The organism is Sulfitobacter sp. HI0027 (genome assembly GCF_001634775.1).
GTDB lineage: Bacteria > Pseudomonadota > Alphaproteobacteria > Rhodobacterales > Rhodobacteraceae > Sulfitobacter.
On the sequence record NZ_LWER01000193.1, the window covers coordinates 21,870 to 35,404 of the forward strand.

Below are 13,535 nucleotides of genomic sequence, written 5' to 3' on the forward strand. Positions count from 1 at the left end.
AAGACTGTGCGCCCCGCAGCTTGGACTTTTAGGCAGGGTCGCAATAGCTTACCACAACTGGATAGGAACACACGGGATCACGCAAGGACCAATCATGAAAGATACTGCGCAAGCAAACGAGGGCAAGTTCCTGAACCCGGCGGTGACCGCCAAGGGGGAACCGCGCGCCACCGTCGCTCTGCGCGGGGCGGAAACGCTTTGGTTCAACACGGGCACCCTGTGCAATATCGAATGTGTGAACTGCTACATCGCCTCCAGCCCCAAGAATGACGCGCTGGTCTATATCACCGCCGAAGAGGTACGCGACTATCTCGACCAGATTGTCGAGCGCGACTGGCCGGTGCGCGAAATCGCCTTTACCGGGGGCGAGCCCTTCATGAACCCGCAGATGATCGAGATCACCGAAGCCTCACTGGCGCGCGGCTATGAGGTGTTGATCCTTACTAACGCCATGCGCCCGATGATGCGCAAATCGGTGCAAAACGGTCTGTTGCGGCTGCGCGATGCCTATCCCGGCAAGATGACCTTTCGTATCTCCGTCGATCACTACCGCCGCGATCTGCATGACGCAGAGCGCGGTGAAGGCGCTTTTGACAAGACGCTGCTCGGCATGGAATGGCTGCGCGACAATGGGTTCCGCATGGCCGTGGCGGGGCGCTCGATCTTTGCCGATAGCGATGCCGACAGCCGCGCGGGCTATGCCGCCTTTTACGCCGAGCACGGCTTTGACATCGACGCGCAGGATCCCGGCATGACCGTGCTTTTCCCTGAGATGGACGAAGCCGTTGAAGTTCCAGAGATCACAACCGCCTGCTGGGGCATTTTGGATATTTCGCCAAATGCGGTGATGTGCTCTTCCTCTCGTATGGTGGTAAAACGCAATGGTGCTGAGAAGCCTGCCGTGCTGGCCTGCACCCTGCTGCCCTACGACCCGGAGTTCGAGCTTGGCACGACCTTGGCCGAGGCGGAGCGTGATGTGGCATTGAACCACCCGCACTGTGCAAAGTTCTGTGTCTTGGGCGGGGCGAGCTGTTCGGCCTGACGCCCCTGCCCTTTGGATGGCTGCCTTTTGGCTTAATGTAGCGTGAACTCGCCCACTTGGTTCTGCCACTCACCGGGACCGATTAGTTTCCGATGCGTGAAACGGACCGAATGCAGCGGCCCATCCAGTTCCGCGCGCCAGAATTCGACGAATTCGAATAGGCGCGGATGGTCTGGCGCGATATCGTAGTCCTGCCAGATATAGCTGTTCAGCACATGACTATAGTCGGGCATATGATAAAAGAACTCTGCCGTGGTCAGCCCGTAACCTTTCAGCATCATTTCGGTTTCACTGCGGGGCATGTTGCGCCTCCTTTGCTGCCTCTGTATGACAAGTTTGCGCGGTGAGAATTACTTTTCAATGAAAACAGCATGTTGGCACTTGAGCTAGAGTGCTGCCAGTGCGTTTCGGCCACAGCCATTGCACCTGATATGCCCCGTCTGCTATAGAAAACCCCAAGATATAGAACCATAAAAATGGTGGGCAAAATACGTGACCGATACGCCGGATACCCCTGAAAACGCAGACGAAAAGCCCATCTTTCACGGGCCGTCGGTGACCATCGAACACGAGATGCGCACGTCCTATCTGGACTACGCGATGAGCGTGATCGTCAGCCGCGCGATTCCCGATCTCCGCGATGGCCTGAAACCGGTGCACCGCCGCATCCTTTATGCGATGCATGAGACCGGCAACACGCATGAGAAAGCCTACCGCAAATCTGCCCGCCCGGTGGGCGATGTCATGGGCCAGTACCACCCGCATGGCGATAGTGCGATTTATGACGCGCTGGTTCGGATGGCGCAGGATTTCTCCATGTCGCTGCCGCTCTTGGACGGTCAGGGCAACTTCGGCTCGATGGACGGGGATAACCCGGCAGCGATGCGTTACACCGAGGTGCGCATGGACAAGCCGGCCGCCTATCTATTGGCGGACATCGACAAGGAAACCGTTGATTTCCAAGACAACTATGATGGCAAGCAGCAGGAACCGACTGTCCTGCCCGCGCGCTTTCCCAACATGCTGGTCAATGGCGCGGGCGGTATCGCCGTCGGCATGGCAACCAACATCCCGCCGCACAACCTTGGTGAGGTGATCGACGCCTGCCTCGCGCTGATTGACGACCCGGACCTCACCTCTGAACAGTTGATCGACTACGTCCCCGGCCCCGATTTCCCGACAGGCGGCATTATGCTGGGGCGTTCCGGCGCGCGCAAAGCCTACCTTGAGGGGCGTGGCAGCGTGGTGATCCGCGCCAAAACGCGGGTCGAAGAAATCCGCAAAGACCGCTGGGCCATCGTCATCGACGAGATCCCCTATCAGGTCAACAAGGCCTCGATGATCGAAAAGATCGCCGAACAGGTCCGTGACAAGAAAATCGAGGGCATTTCCCACGTTCAAGACGAAAGCGACCGCAACGGCGTGCGCGTGGTGGTCGAATTGAAACGCGACGCGACTGCCGAAGTGGTAATGAACCAGCTTTACCGTTTCACGCCGATGCAGACCTATTTCGGCTGCAACATGCTGGCCCTGAACGGGGGCCGCCCCGAACAGCTGACGCTGCGCAAGTTCCTCAGCTACTTCATCGACTTCCGCGAAGAAGTTGTCGCCCGCCGCACCGCCTATCTGCTGCGCAAGGCACGCGAACGTAGCCACATCCTTTGTGGTTTGGCCGTGGCCGTCACCAACATCGACGAGGTTGTCGCCACCATCCGCGCCTCTGCCGACGCGGCCGAGGCACGCGAAAAGCTGATGACCCGCCGCTGGCCCGCCGAAGACATCTTGCCCTATATTGCCTTGATCGACGATCCGACCCATACCGCGAATGACGATGGCACCTATAACCTTTCCGAGGCGCAGGCCCGCGCGATTCTTGAACTGCGTCTGCAGCGCCTGACCCAGATCGGCGTCAAGGAAGTCACCGACGAGCTGGAAGAGTTGGCCGGTAAGATCAAGGAATACCTCGAAATTCTCGGCTCCCGTGAGCGCATCCTCGGCATCATCTCGGACGAGCTGCGCGAGGTGCGCGAGCAATTCGCCGTGCCGCGCCGGACAGAGATCGTCGACTGGTCGGGCGACATGGACGACGAAGACCTCATTGCGCGCGAGGACATGGTCGTGACCGTGACTTCCGGCGGCTACATCAAACGCACGCCGCTGGCCGACTTCCGCGCGCAGCGCCGGGGCGGCAAGGGTGTTTCGGGCATGCAGACCAAGGAAGAGGATGTTGTCACCAACCTCTTCGTTGCCAATACCCATACGCAGCTTTTGTTCTTCACCACCGATGGCATGGTCTACAAGCTGAAGACATGGCGGCTGCCGCAGGGGGCCCGCACTGCCAAGGGCAAGGCCATCGTGAACATTCTGCCCATACCCACCGGGGTTTCCATCGCCGCGATTATGCCCGTGGACCGGGATGAAAAGGATTGGGACGACCTACAGGTAATCTTTGCCACCTCCGCCGGGACCGTGCGGCGCAACAAGCTGTCGGATTTCACCAATGTGAAGTCCAACGGCAAGATCGCGATGAAGTTCGAAGGCGAACACGAGGGCACCACGCTGATCAACGCGCGCATCGCCTCGAACGACGATGACGTGATGCTGGTCACCGACGCAGGCCGGGCAATCCGCTTCCCGGCGACCGACGTGCGGGTCTTCAACTCGCGCAACTCCGTCGGTGTGCGCGGCATCCGTTTGGGCGAAGATGACAACCTCGTCTCCATGTCCGTGATCCGGCATTTCGAGGCAAGCTCGGAAGAACGTGTCGCCTATCTCAAACAGCGCCGCCTGATGGCCGGGCTGACCGATGACGAAAGCAGCGACGACGAGGAAGAGCAGGTTCAAGCCGGGCAGCTCAGCACCGAACGCTATGCGGAAATGTCGGCAGCCGAAGATCTGATCCTGACGATCACCGCAAAGGGCGCGGGCAAGGTTTCCTCGGCCCATGATTACCCGGTCCGCGGCCGCGGCGGCATGGGTGTGACCGCTTGGACCAAGGCAATGGCCCATGGCCCTATCGTCGCCTGTTTCCCGGTGGAAATGTCCGATCAGGTGATGCTTGCAACCTCCAAAGGCCAGTCGATCCGCGTCCCGGTTGAGGGGATTTCCTTCCGCTCGCGCAGCGCAGGCGGCGTGAAGGTGTTCAGCACCGGCAAGAACGAGGAAGTCGTCAGCGTCGCTTGGATCGCCGATCAGGGCAACGAAGAAGATGAAGGCGAAGAAGGAAGCAGCGCCGCCGAATAATCGGCAGCCGCTCCGCCCCCTGCGCGAAAACGTGGGGGGCGTTTTTTTCGACAGACTATCCAGCAATAAAAAAACCCCCGCGCTATCAGCGCGGGGGTTTTTCCAACTTAAGCTTTCGTTAAGGCTTAGTTGGTAGTCGTTGTTGTAGTCGAAGAAGACGAGCCCGACGCAATGGCAATCAGGACCAGAGCCGCACCGGCTGCAGCAGCGCCACCACCCAGGCCAGCGCCCGCTTCGAAGAGACCAGCGCCATCAGCACGAACGCAAACACGTGCAGTATTGCCGTCAACCGTCACTGGATTCGGCTTACAGTTGTAGATGATGCCGTTAGCGCCCTGAACCTGAAGCGAATAGACGCTATCGTCCGATGCGCCAAGAACAGCTGCCTGTGTTGTCGTTTGGGCGAATGCAGCACCCGAAAGAGCGATAGTCGCCGCCACCGTTGCAAGAATTTTCACGTCTAGGTACTCCTGTATCTCGTCAAATTTTAAACTCACTGCACCATCGCATATAAACGAGAGCAGCGCAAAGGCGAAATGTTAAGGCATAGTTAAGAACCAAAGCAGTGCCCGCTGTTTAAGCAACCCCGTCAACGCTCGATTGTTCCCGGTCTTGCATCCTTAAATATTGTACAAATCTTTGAACTTATTCTCCAGATAAGTCAGCAAAGGCGCCTCCGTCGGCGGCTTTCCGCAAGCCCGCGCGATCACCTCTCGCGGCTCGTAGAGCCCGCCGTGCTGCTGCACGTTCTCGCGCAGCCATGCGGTGGCCGTGCTTGTATCTCCTCTTGCCAAGGCGTCATCAAGATCAGGTACCGCTTTCCGCAGTGCCTCATGAAGGCATCCCGCATAGACATTGCCGAGGCTGTAGGTTGGGAAATACCCCAATAGTCCGACGGACCAATGGACATCCTGCAAGACCCCGTTTGAGGGACGGTCAACCGCGTAGCCGAAATCGGCCTCGAACCGATCGTTCCATCCGGCTTCCAACCCGTCGACCTGCAGATCGCCCGACATCAGCGCACGTTCAAGGTCGAACCGCAGCAGGACATGAAGGTTATATTGCAGCTCGTCAGCCTCGGTTCGGATGAAGCCATCCGACACGCGGTTGACGATTCTGTAAAATGTCTCGGAATCCGGCACGCCAAAGTCGCCGTAGACAGCCGTCATCTCGCCGTAGAGCCATCCGGTGAAGGCGCGGCTGCGGCCAATTTGATTCTCATAGATTCGGCTCTGGCTTTCATGCACCCCCATCGACACCCCGCGCCCCAGCGGGGTCAGCAGGTAGGCGCTGTCGATTCCCTGTTCATAGGCGGCGTGGCCAACCTCATGCACTGTCGAATAAAAGCAGTTGAACGGGTCAAGCGCATTAGTCCTTGTGGTGATCCGGACGTCCAAACCCGAGCCCGATGAGAAAGGATGCACCGCCTTGTCGATCCGCCCGGTGGCCAGATCATAGCCAAAGCGCCGCGCCAGTTTGGCGGTCAGGGTCATCTGCGCCGCTTCGTCGAAAACCCCTTCCAGCACCGGTGGCGCTTCGGCCTCCCGCACGGCGGCGCGCAGTTCGGCCAACTTTGGGCGCAGCGCGCCGAACATGGCTTCGAGGTCCGCCGCTGTGGTGCCGGGCTCATAGTCTTCTAGCATCGCGTCGTAGATACCGATATCGCGCCCCTCGGCCAGCGCAGCCCCCTCTTCCCGTTTGAGGGCGATCACTTCTTTCAAGGTAGGAGCGAAGGCCGCGAAATCGTCGGCGGCACGGGCCTCGGCCCATGTGCCTTGGGCGGCGGAGGTGACACGGGCGATCCGCGCCGCCAGATCGGCGGGGACACGGGTCGCACGGTCAAAATCGCGTTTGATGTGGCGCAGATTGGCCTGCCCCACCGCGTCCAGACCCGCCGTTTCAATACGGCCCAGCCAATCGGCGATACGCGGGTCGATGCGGCGGGCGTGCAGCACGCTTTCCATCGCCGCCATCTCCTCGCCCCGCTGGGGCGCGGCGCCGCGGGGCATGACCGTTTCTTGGTCCCAGCCGAGCCGCCCCGCGACCTGCGCCAACGCTTCGGTCTCGCGCTGAAAGGCCATCAATTCGTCATATGCAGTCATGTCTCAGCCTCTCAGCGATGTGGCGACGGGATAGGCCGCAAGGAAACGCGCCCGCAGGATCAACACCCAGAGCAGAACGGCCAACGCCTGATGCGCCAGCGCCAGATGCACCGGAGCGGCATAAAGCACCGTGGTGATGCCCAGAACCACCTGCAAGGCCAGCGCCGCCATCACCGCATTAAACGCAAAGCGCGACCGCGCATGGGCCGAACGGCGACCGCGCAGCCAGACGACCACGCCGAATGCAAAGAGCAGATAGCCCGCCATCCGGTGCATGAATTGCACCAGCCCGGGATTTTCAAAGAAGTTGCGCCATGTGGGCGTGATATCGAAAGCCTCTGGCGGGAAGAACTGCCCCTGCATCAGCGGCCAGTCGACGAAGTAGCGGCCTGCGTCAATCCCAGCCACCAGCGCGCCCAGCAGGATTTGCAACGCTGCAAAATGCAACAACCCCGTGGCCATGCCGAACTGCTTGGCCTCCTTGGCGCGGCGGGCCTGAATCAGGTCGCGTTCGCTGCGGCCCAGCAACAGCACATACCATGTGATAAATCCAAGGATGACAAAGGCGAGGCCGAGATGGGTCGCCAAACGGTAAGAGGCCACATCCGTCACCCCCTGCCCGCTGGTCACCCCCGAAGCGACCATCCACCAGCCAATCGCCCCCTGCGCGCCGCCCAATGCACCGATGAAAAGCAGGCGCTTGTTCCAGCCCACCGGAATTTGACGCCGAAGCAGGAAGTAGAGAAAGCCCAAAACCCAGACGAGGCCAATCACCCGGCCAAGTTGCCGATGCCCCCACTCCCACCAGTAAATACTTTTGAAATCAGAGAGTTCCATCCAAGAGTTCTGGACCTGAAACTCGTCGATCTGCTTGTATTTATCGAACTCAGACTGCCAGTCGGCCTCAGTCATCGGTGGCAGGGCACCGGTTACGGGGCGCCATTCGGTGATGCTGAGCCCAGAGTCGGTCAGCCGCGTCAGCCCGCCCACGGCGATCATGACAAAGACCAGCGCGAAGAGGATCATCAGCCAAATCCGGATCGGGCCGCGTGCGCCGCCACGGCCCTTGTCGATGCCGCCGGTTTGCACCGGGGCACGGCTGGGTTGGTCGGTGCCGACCTCTTCGAAAAGTTTGCGTTTTTCCGCCATGGCGCGCCTCATTTTCCGTTTGGATGCAGTGGTATGCCATGGGCGGGGAAAGGTCTAGCGGGGTGAGTTATGTTCGAAACGGTGCAGAGGCAGCCCAGCCCGGAGCCAAGCCGCAGGCGCCGGGCCATCGCCTGCCCGCCCCACGGGGAGGCGATTTGGTGAGGCTGGGTGCGCCTTCGCGACAAAGCGTTGACGCTGCACGATAAAGTGGCATGAACCACCCAATGCATCGCCACCCCACGGGCAGCCGCTGGCCCTCAGCCCTTGTTCTTCCAGCGGACCATTTGCCGCAGGATCCCATGCAGCATCTGAACATCCGCTCGAGTCAGCGGCATCCGCGACCACATGTTGCGCAGGTTCAGCTTCATCGACGCCGTTTTGTGCTCGGGGTAGAAGAAACCCGCCTCTTCCAACCGTTCCTCGTAATGCCGCGCCAGATGGTCGACCTCGGCTCCTTTGGCCCAGTCGGTGCCCGCCATCTCGGTCACCTCATGCGTCACTTCACCCTGTGCGCGCATCCATTCATAGGACATCAAAAGCACACATTGCGCGAGGTTGAGCGAGGCGAATTTCGGGTTCACCGGGACCGAGACGATGGCGTTTGCCTGCGCGATATCCTCGTTCTCAAGCCCGGCCCGCTCTGGCCCGAAAAGCACCGCAACCCGTTGGCCCGCCGCGATCTTTTCCGCGGCCAGCCGCATCGCCGCTTCGGGGCTGTAGACCGGCTTGGTCAGGTCGCGGCCGCGCGCGGTGGTGGCAAAGGTGAAATTGCAATCGCTAAGCGCGCCCGGCAGATCGTCGCAATGCTGCGCCTCATCCAACAGCCGCCCTGCGCCCGAGGCCATGGCCACGGCAGATTGGCTAGGCCAACCGTCGCGCGGGGCCACGACGCGCATGTGATCTAGGCCAAAGTTCCACATCGCGCGCGCCGCGGCGCCGATGTTCTCGCCCATCTGTGGGCGGACAAGCACGATGGCCGGGATCGGCGCAGGCTGGACGGAGGAGGATGTTGTCTGGGTCATGCGCGCCTCATAGCCCCTGCGCCGCACCACCGCAAGAAAGCCCGCGCCACAGACGCATATCCGTTTTCTTTTGCAGCGCCTTGCGCTAGTCAGACCTCCAGACCCGAGCAGGGCCCCAGACCCGATTAAGGCCCCGGACCCGATTAAGGATAGGACCATGGACGCGCCAGAACAGCCGCAGATTTACCTTATCACCCCACCCGAAGTTGAGCTGAGCCAATTCCCCGCGCAACTGGCCGCCGTGCTGGACGCGCATCCGGTCGCCTGTGTGCGGATGGCCCTCTCAACCCGCGACGAAGACCGTCTGTCGCGCGCCGGTGACGCGCTGCGCGAGGTGACCCATGCGCGCGATGTGGCCTTGGTGATCTCGGATCACCTGCTGATGGTCGAAAAGCTCGGCCTTGACGGGGTACACCTGAGCGATGCCGCGCGCACCGTGCGCCATGCCCGCAAAGAACTGGGCGAAGATGCGATCGTCGGTTCTTTCTGCGGCACATCGCGGCACGAAGGGATGGCCGCTGGCGAAGCCGGGGCCGATTACGTCAGCTTTGGCCCCACCCAAGCCAGCACGCTTGGCGACGGAAGCTTTGCCGAAGCCGAATTGTTTCAATGGTGGTCCGAAGTGATCGAAGTGCCCGTCGTCGCCGAGGGCGCGCTGGACATCAATATGATCCGCGCCCTTGCCCCCCGGACCGACTTTTTCGGCATCGGGACCGAGATTTGGGACAAGGACGATCCGGTGGCCGAACTCGCCACCCTGATCGCCGCCATGCAGGGCTAAGCGGCCCTTGGGGCAGCCCGGTTAAGGGCTGCCCGCGCGCTTACAGAAATACCCGTTCGATGAACCAATAGGCCCCGACCGCCGCGATGACGCAGGAGGCGGGCACCGCGATGGCCCGGCGATACCAATCGCGCTTCATCGCCCAGCCGACCAGCACGAAGGCGATGGCGATCACCGCAAGCTGGCCCAGTTCCACCCCGATATTAAAGCCAATAAGCGCCGGGACGAATTGCCCTGCTGGCAGGCCAAAGTCCCCCAGCACCGAGGCAAAGCCGAGCCCGTGCAGCAGGCCGAAACCAAAGATCACCAAGGGCCGCCAACGGTTCAGCGCCGAATGAAAGATATTCTCGACCGCGACATAGGTGATCGACGCGGCGATCAGCGGCTCGACGATGGCACCGGGCACATTGACCCAGCCCAGAGCACCAAGCGCAAGTGTGACCGTGTGGGCCAGCGTGAAGGCGGTAACCTGCCAGATCAAAGGGCGCAGACGGGTCGACAGGAAGAACAGGCCCAGAATGAAAAGGATATGATCCAACCCTTTGGGCAGAATGTGGTCGAAACCGACCGGGATATAGCTGACGAAGGCTTGCCAACCGCTTTGCGCATCGCCGCCCGAGAGCGCGATCTCGGGGCTTTTCTCGCCGCCCGCCAGATAGCCGGTATAGGGGTCTTCCACCCCCTGCTGGCGCAGCACCAATGCGCCCGCGCCATCAGGCCAGGTCACCTGCACCTGCTCGGCCCCTGCAGGCACTGCCGCCTCCAGCCGCCAAAGACTGTCGCGCGGCAGTTCGGCGTCGATCCCCTCGGGCACCTCGATCATCACACTTTCCAAAGGCACGGCCGCGCCATTCACGCTGAGCAATGGCAGGCTGTTCCAGTTCGGCAAAAGCTCGGGCGCACGGGCCGCGATACGCGCGGCGGGCAGGCTGCGCAGCGCATCGTAATCGCCTGCATTCTCGGAATTGTCGGTGTCTTCGACAGTGTCGAGGTCGATCCCCGCCAGCAGGGCTTCGAGGTTAATCTCAAGCGCCAGCACCGCGCGCCCTTCGGCGACGGTCAGGTCCGCGATTGTCGGTTTGACCTCATGCGCCTGTACCGCAGCGCCTATGGAAAATACCATCGCGCTTGACATTAACCCAAGCAATGCCAGCTTGGTTCTTAACAAAATGAAAGTTCGCTTCATGAAACTGTCCCAGTTGTCCGCTATTATTTTCAGTATCTTACCGGCATTACCTGCCGTTGCCCATGAATACTGGCTGTCGCCGCTGAACTATCAAGTGGAAAGCGGTGAAAAGATCGCAGCCCATTTTCGCAATGGCGAAGAGTTTGTCGGATCGACCTTTCCCTATCTCCCCAACCGGCTCAATCGTTTTGAGATCGTGGTAGAGGGACAGGCCTATAATCTCTCTCCCCGCGCGGGCGACAACCCGGCGCTGCAGGTCCCCGCACCGGGCCGGGATGGTCTGGTCGTTGTACTGGCCGAAACCACGCCCTCAAAGGTGATCTATGAGGAATGGGAGAAGTTCCTTTCCTTCGCGGAACACAAAGATTTCCCCAAAGCCGAAGCTGATCACAGCGCCAACGGCTGGTCGCAGGAAAAAGTCGTGGAGAGCTATACACGCCACGTCAAAACCCTGATCGCCACAGGTACAGGCGTTGGAGACGACGCCCCCACCGGCATGACCACCGAATTTGTCGCCCTGACGAATCCCTATGACGCGGATTTCGAGGGTCAGATGAAGGTCGCTCTTTTCTATCAGGATGAACCTCGCGCCGATGCCCAGGTTGAGGTATTCGACCGCGCGCCGGATGACAGCGTGACCATCTCGCTCCACCGCACCGACGCGGCGGGCGAAGCGGTTATTCCAGTCACCGAAGGCCACGAATACCTCTTTGACGCCGTGGTGCTGCGCCCGGCAGCAGCGGCACAGACAGGTGCCGGATACGATCCCGACCAGCCGGTCTGGGAAACGCTTTGGGCGGCGCTAACATTTGCGGTGCCACAATAACGCCGCTTGCACGTGGGCAGATTTGGCGGCTAGAAGCGCCGCATGACAAAGACAGCTGACATCCTGTGCATTGGCTCCGTCCTTTGGGACGTGATCGGCCGCTCTGAAAACGCGATGCGCCAAGGCTCTGACATGCCGGGGCGCATCACCCGCTTGCCGGGCGGCGTGGCGCTGAACATCGGCATGGCGCTGGCGCGCTTTGGGTTGACGCCCGCGCTGCTTTCCGCCGTGGGCCGCGACGCGGAGGGGGACGAGTTGATCGCCGCCTGCGCTCTGCGCGGTCTGATCACCGATCACGTTTACCGCTCAGACGATCTGCCGACTGACCGCTATATGGCCGTCGAAGGGTCTAACGGGCTTATCGCCGCGATTGCCGATGCCCATTCGCTGGAAGCTGCGGGGGATAAAATTCTGCGCCCGCTGGAGGATGGCAGCCTGCCCGCCCCTTACGAAGGCGCCGTGGCGCTGGATGGCAACCTCACCGTCGAATTGCTCGCCCGGATGGCGCAAAGCCCGCTGTTGGCAAAGGCCGATCTGCGCGTGGCCCCCGCCTCTCCCGGCAAGGCACTGCGGCTGACGCCTTTCCTTAAAGCGGGGCGCGGCACGCTTTATGTAAACCTCGAAGAAGCCGGGCTGCTGTGTCAGGCCAGCTTTGACGATTCCCCCTCCGCCGCCCGCGCCCTGCTGGCCCGTGGCGCGCGCCGTGCCGTGGTGACAGACGGCGGCAACCCCGCCACCGTGGGGCAAGGCGATGATATCATCACCCTCACCCCGCCCTCGGTCCATGTGGCCCGGGTGACGGGCGCAGGCGACACATTCATGGCCGCCCATGTGGCTGCCGAACTTGGCGGTGCCGTCGCGCAACCCGCCCTCAAGGCCGCACTTGACGCTGCCGCCCTTTACGTTTCCGGAGAGACCAAGATATGACCACCGCCCCTTCCGCCCTGCCCCTGACCTTCAGCGCCGAAGTGGTCAAGGCCCGCGAAAGCGGCGCACCGATCGTGGCGTTGGAAAGCACCATCATCACCCATGGCATGCCCTATCCGCAGAACCTCGAAGTGGCGCGGCAGGTTGAGCAGGACATCCGCGATGCCGGGGCTGTCCCTGCCACCATCGCCGTGATCCGGGGCGCGTTGCACATTGGCTTGGACGATGACCAGCTTAGCGATCTGGCGCAGGCCAAAAATGTGGCGAAACTTTCGCGCGCTGACATGGCCGTCTGCATCGCGTCGGGCGGCACAGGCGCCACCACAGTCGCCGCCACCATGATCGCCGCCAACCTCGCGGGCATCGAAGTCTTTGCCACGGGCGGCATCGGCGGCGTGCACAAAGGCGCGGAAGACAGCTTTGACATCTCCGCCGACCTGATGGAATTGGCGCAGACCCCCGTCACCGTGATCGCCGCGGGTGCCAAAGCCATTCTGGACGTCCCGAAAACGCTGGAAGTACTTGAGACCCAAGGCGTGCCGGTCATCACCGTTGGTCAAGACAGCTTCCCCGCCTTCTGGAGCGCAGGCTCCGATCTGCAATCGCCGCTGCGTCTTGACGATGCCGCAGCCCTTGCCAAGGCCCACCGCACCCGCGCCGCCATGGGGCTGCCCGGCGGGCAGCTTGTGGCCAATCCGATCCCCGCGAATGAGGAAATTCCTGCCGCCGAACTGGCCCCGATCATCGCGCAGGCCCAATCCGAGGCCGATGCGCAGGGTGTCAGCGGCAAGGGCGTGACCCCCTTCCTGCTCCAGCGCATCTTTGAACTGACCGAGGGCCGCTCGCTGGTCGCCAATATCGCATTGGTGCGCAACAATGCCCGGCTGGGGGCCCAGATCGCCGCAAACCTCGTCAACCTGCCGCGTTAAAGGCGAAAAACACCGTCGAGCCATTGCCGGGCCGGGGCATACGCCTTAGCTATGTTGCGATTAACTCTTCGGAAAACGGCGCAGATGAACACACCTTTTGATCCCGACCCAACGCAGGTCCGGCGCAGCCTTGTCGCAAGGCTGCGCGCGTCTTTCCTGACCGGGTTGGTTGTGATTGCGCCCGTTGGGCTGACCATCTGGCTGATCTGGAGCGTGGTCGGCTGGATCGACGGTTTCGTGCTGCCATTGGTGCCCAAAGCCTACCATCCTGACCGCCTGCTCCAAGATTTCCTTGGCCTTGACCCGTCGATGCAGTTCAATGTCCGCG

12 protein-coding genes and 1 pseudogene are annotated in these 13,535 nt (G+C 61.4%); 7 read left to right on the forward strand and 6 right to left on the reverse strand.

The genetic code is table 11. The features are described from left to right. The first annotated feature begins 94 nt into the window (after window positions 1-94). Window positions 95-1,042: a radical SAM protein gene (locus A3722_RS12930; RefSeq protein ID WP_067623825.1), complete on the forward strand. Its 948-nt coding sequence runs from the start codon at window positions 95-97 to the stop codon at window positions 1,040-1,042. A 32-nt stretch (window positions 1,043-1,074) separates the two neighbouring features. Here A3722_RS12930 and A3722_RS12935 read toward each other — a convergent pair whose 3' ends face one another. Further along, the gene (locus tag A3722_RS12935; RefSeq protein WP_067623819.1) at window positions 1,075-1,344 is read right to left on the reverse strand and encodes an usg protein; all 270 of its coding nucleotides are present in this window, start codon (window positions 1,342-1,344) and stop codon (window positions 1,075-1,077) included. A 190-nt stretch (window positions 1,345-1,534) separates the two neighbouring features. Between A3722_RS12935 and gyrA the strand changes: the two genes are divergently transcribed. Next, window positions 1,535-4,285, forward strand: coding sequence for a DNA gyrase subunit A (gene gyrA / locus A3722_RS12940; RefSeq protein ID WP_067623818.1), 2,751 nt, complete (start codon window positions 1,535-1,537; stop codon window positions 4,283-4,285). Between the two features lie 125 nt (window positions 4,286-4,410). Here the strand turns inward: gyrA and A3722_RS23980 are convergent, their stop codons facing one another. The 4 genes from A3722_RS23980 to A3722_RS12955 form a co-directional block, all read right to left on the reverse strand. Continuing rightward, on the reverse strand, window positions 4,411-4,743 hold the full coding sequence (locus A3722_RS23980; RefSeq protein WP_132443330.1) for a hypothetical protein: 333 nt from the start codon (window positions 4,741-4,743) through the stop codon (window positions 4,411-4,413). 162 nt (window positions 4,744-4,905) lie between these two features. Beyond that, a complete protein-coding gene (locus A3722_RS12945; protein WP_067623815.1) occupies window positions 4,906-6,387 on the reverse strand; it encodes a carboxypeptidase M32 in 1,482 nt (493 codons plus the stop codon). 3 nt (window positions 6,388-6,390) lie between these two features. After that, on the reverse strand, window positions 6,391-7,536 hold the full coding sequence (gene ctaA, locus A3722_RS12950; protein ID WP_067623814.1) for a heme A synthase: 1,146 nt from the start codon (window positions 7,534-7,536) through the stop codon (window positions 6,391-6,393). Window positions 7,537-7,793: 257 nt separating this feature from the next. Then, a complete protein-coding gene (locus A3722_RS12955) occupies window positions 7,794-8,558 on the reverse strand; it encodes an RNA methyltransferase (protein WP_067623846.1) in 765 nt (254 codons plus the stop codon). Window positions 8,559-8,715: 157 nt separating this feature from the next. Here A3722_RS12955 and A3722_RS12960 point away from each other — a divergent pair, with 157 nt between their 5' ends. Further along, a complete protein-coding gene (locus A3722_RS12960) occupies window positions 8,716-9,339 on the forward strand; it encodes a thiamine phosphate synthase (RefSeq protein WP_067623812.1) in 624 nt (207 codons plus the stop codon). 40 nt (window positions 9,340-9,379) lie between these two features. Here the strand turns inward: A3722_RS12960 and A3722_RS12965 are convergent, their stop codons facing one another. Further along, window positions 9,380-10,525 carry a HupE/UreJ family protein gene (locus tag A3722_RS12965; RefSeq protein ID WP_067623810.1) on the reverse strand — a complete coding sequence of 382 codons (1,146 nt, stop codon included), beginning with the start codon at window positions 10,523-10,525 and terminating at the stop codon, window positions 9,380-9,382. On the opposite strand from A3722_RS12965, the gene A3722_RS12970 reads away from it, so the two are divergent. From A3722_RS12970 to A3722_RS12985, 4 genes and pseudogenes are all read left to right on the forward strand, one after another. Next, window positions 10,524-11,351: a DUF4198 domain-containing protein gene (locus tag A3722_RS12970; protein WP_067623802.1), complete on the forward strand. Its 828-nt coding sequence runs from the start codon at window positions 10,524-10,526 to the stop codon at window positions 11,349-11,351. The two genes, A3722_RS12965 and A3722_RS12970, sit on opposite strands and share 2 nt — an antisense overlap. A gap of 42 nt (window positions 11,352-11,393) precedes the next feature. Then, the gene (locus tag A3722_RS12975; RefSeq protein ID WP_067623801.1) at window positions 11,394-12,278 is read left to right on the forward strand and encodes a PfkB family carbohydrate kinase; all 885 of its coding nucleotides are present in this window, start codon (window positions 11,394-11,396) and stop codon (window positions 12,276-12,278) included. Then, window positions 12,275-13,207, forward strand: coding sequence for a pseudouridine-5'-phosphate glycosidase (locus tag A3722_RS12980; RefSeq protein ID WP_067916171.1), 933 nt, complete (start codon window positions 12,275-12,277; stop codon window positions 13,205-13,207). Before A3722_RS12975 ends, A3722_RS12980 begins: the two co-directional genes overlap by 4 nt. A gap of 84 nt (window positions 13,208-13,291) precedes the next feature. Next, window positions 13,292-13,535, forward strand: a pseudogene (locus A3722_RS12985) (DUF502 domain-containing protein); the annotation flags it as partial.

Excerpts from the sequence above, each read along its gene's own strand:
- A3722_RS12930 (WP_067623825.1), top strand. The coding sequence starts at position 95 with ATGAAAGATACTGCGCAAGCAAACGAGGGCAAGTTCCTGAACCCGGCG.
- A3722_RS12935 (WP_067623819.1), bottom strand. The coding sequence starts at position 1,344 with ATGCCCCGCAGTGAAACCGAAATGATGCTGAAAGGTTACGGGCTGACC.
- A3722_RS12945 (WP_067623815.1), bottom strand. The coding sequence starts at position 6,387 with ATGACTGCATATGACGAATTGATGGCCTTTCAGCGCGAGACCGAAGCG.
- ctaA (WP_067623814.1), bottom strand. The coding sequence starts at position 7,536 with ATGGCGGAAAAACGCAAACTTTTCGAAGAGGTCGGCACCGACCAACCC.
- A3722_RS12955 (WP_067623846.1), bottom strand. The coding sequence starts at position 8,558 with ATGACCCAGACAACATCCTCCTCCGTCCAGCCTGCGCCGATCCCGGCC.
- A3722_RS12960 (WP_067623812.1), top strand. The coding sequence starts at position 8,716 with ATGGACGCGCCAGAACAGCCGCAGATTTACCTTATCACCCCACCCGAA.
- A3722_RS12970 (WP_067623802.1), top strand. The coding sequence starts at position 10,524 with ATGAAACTGTCCCAGTTGTCCGCTATTATTTTCAGTATCTTACCGGCA.
- A3722_RS12965 (WP_067623810.1), bottom strand. The coding sequence starts at position 10,525 with ATGAAGCGAACTTTCATTTTGTTAAGAACCAAGCTGGCATTGCTTGGG.
- A3722_RS12975 (WP_067623801.1), top strand. The coding sequence starts at position 11,394 with ATGACAAAGACAGCTGACATCCTGTGCATTGGCTCCGTCCTTTGGGAC.
- A3722_RS12980 (WP_067916171.1), top strand. The coding sequence starts at position 12,275 with ATGACCACCGCCCCTTCCGCCCTGCCCCTGACCTTCAGCGCCGAAGTG.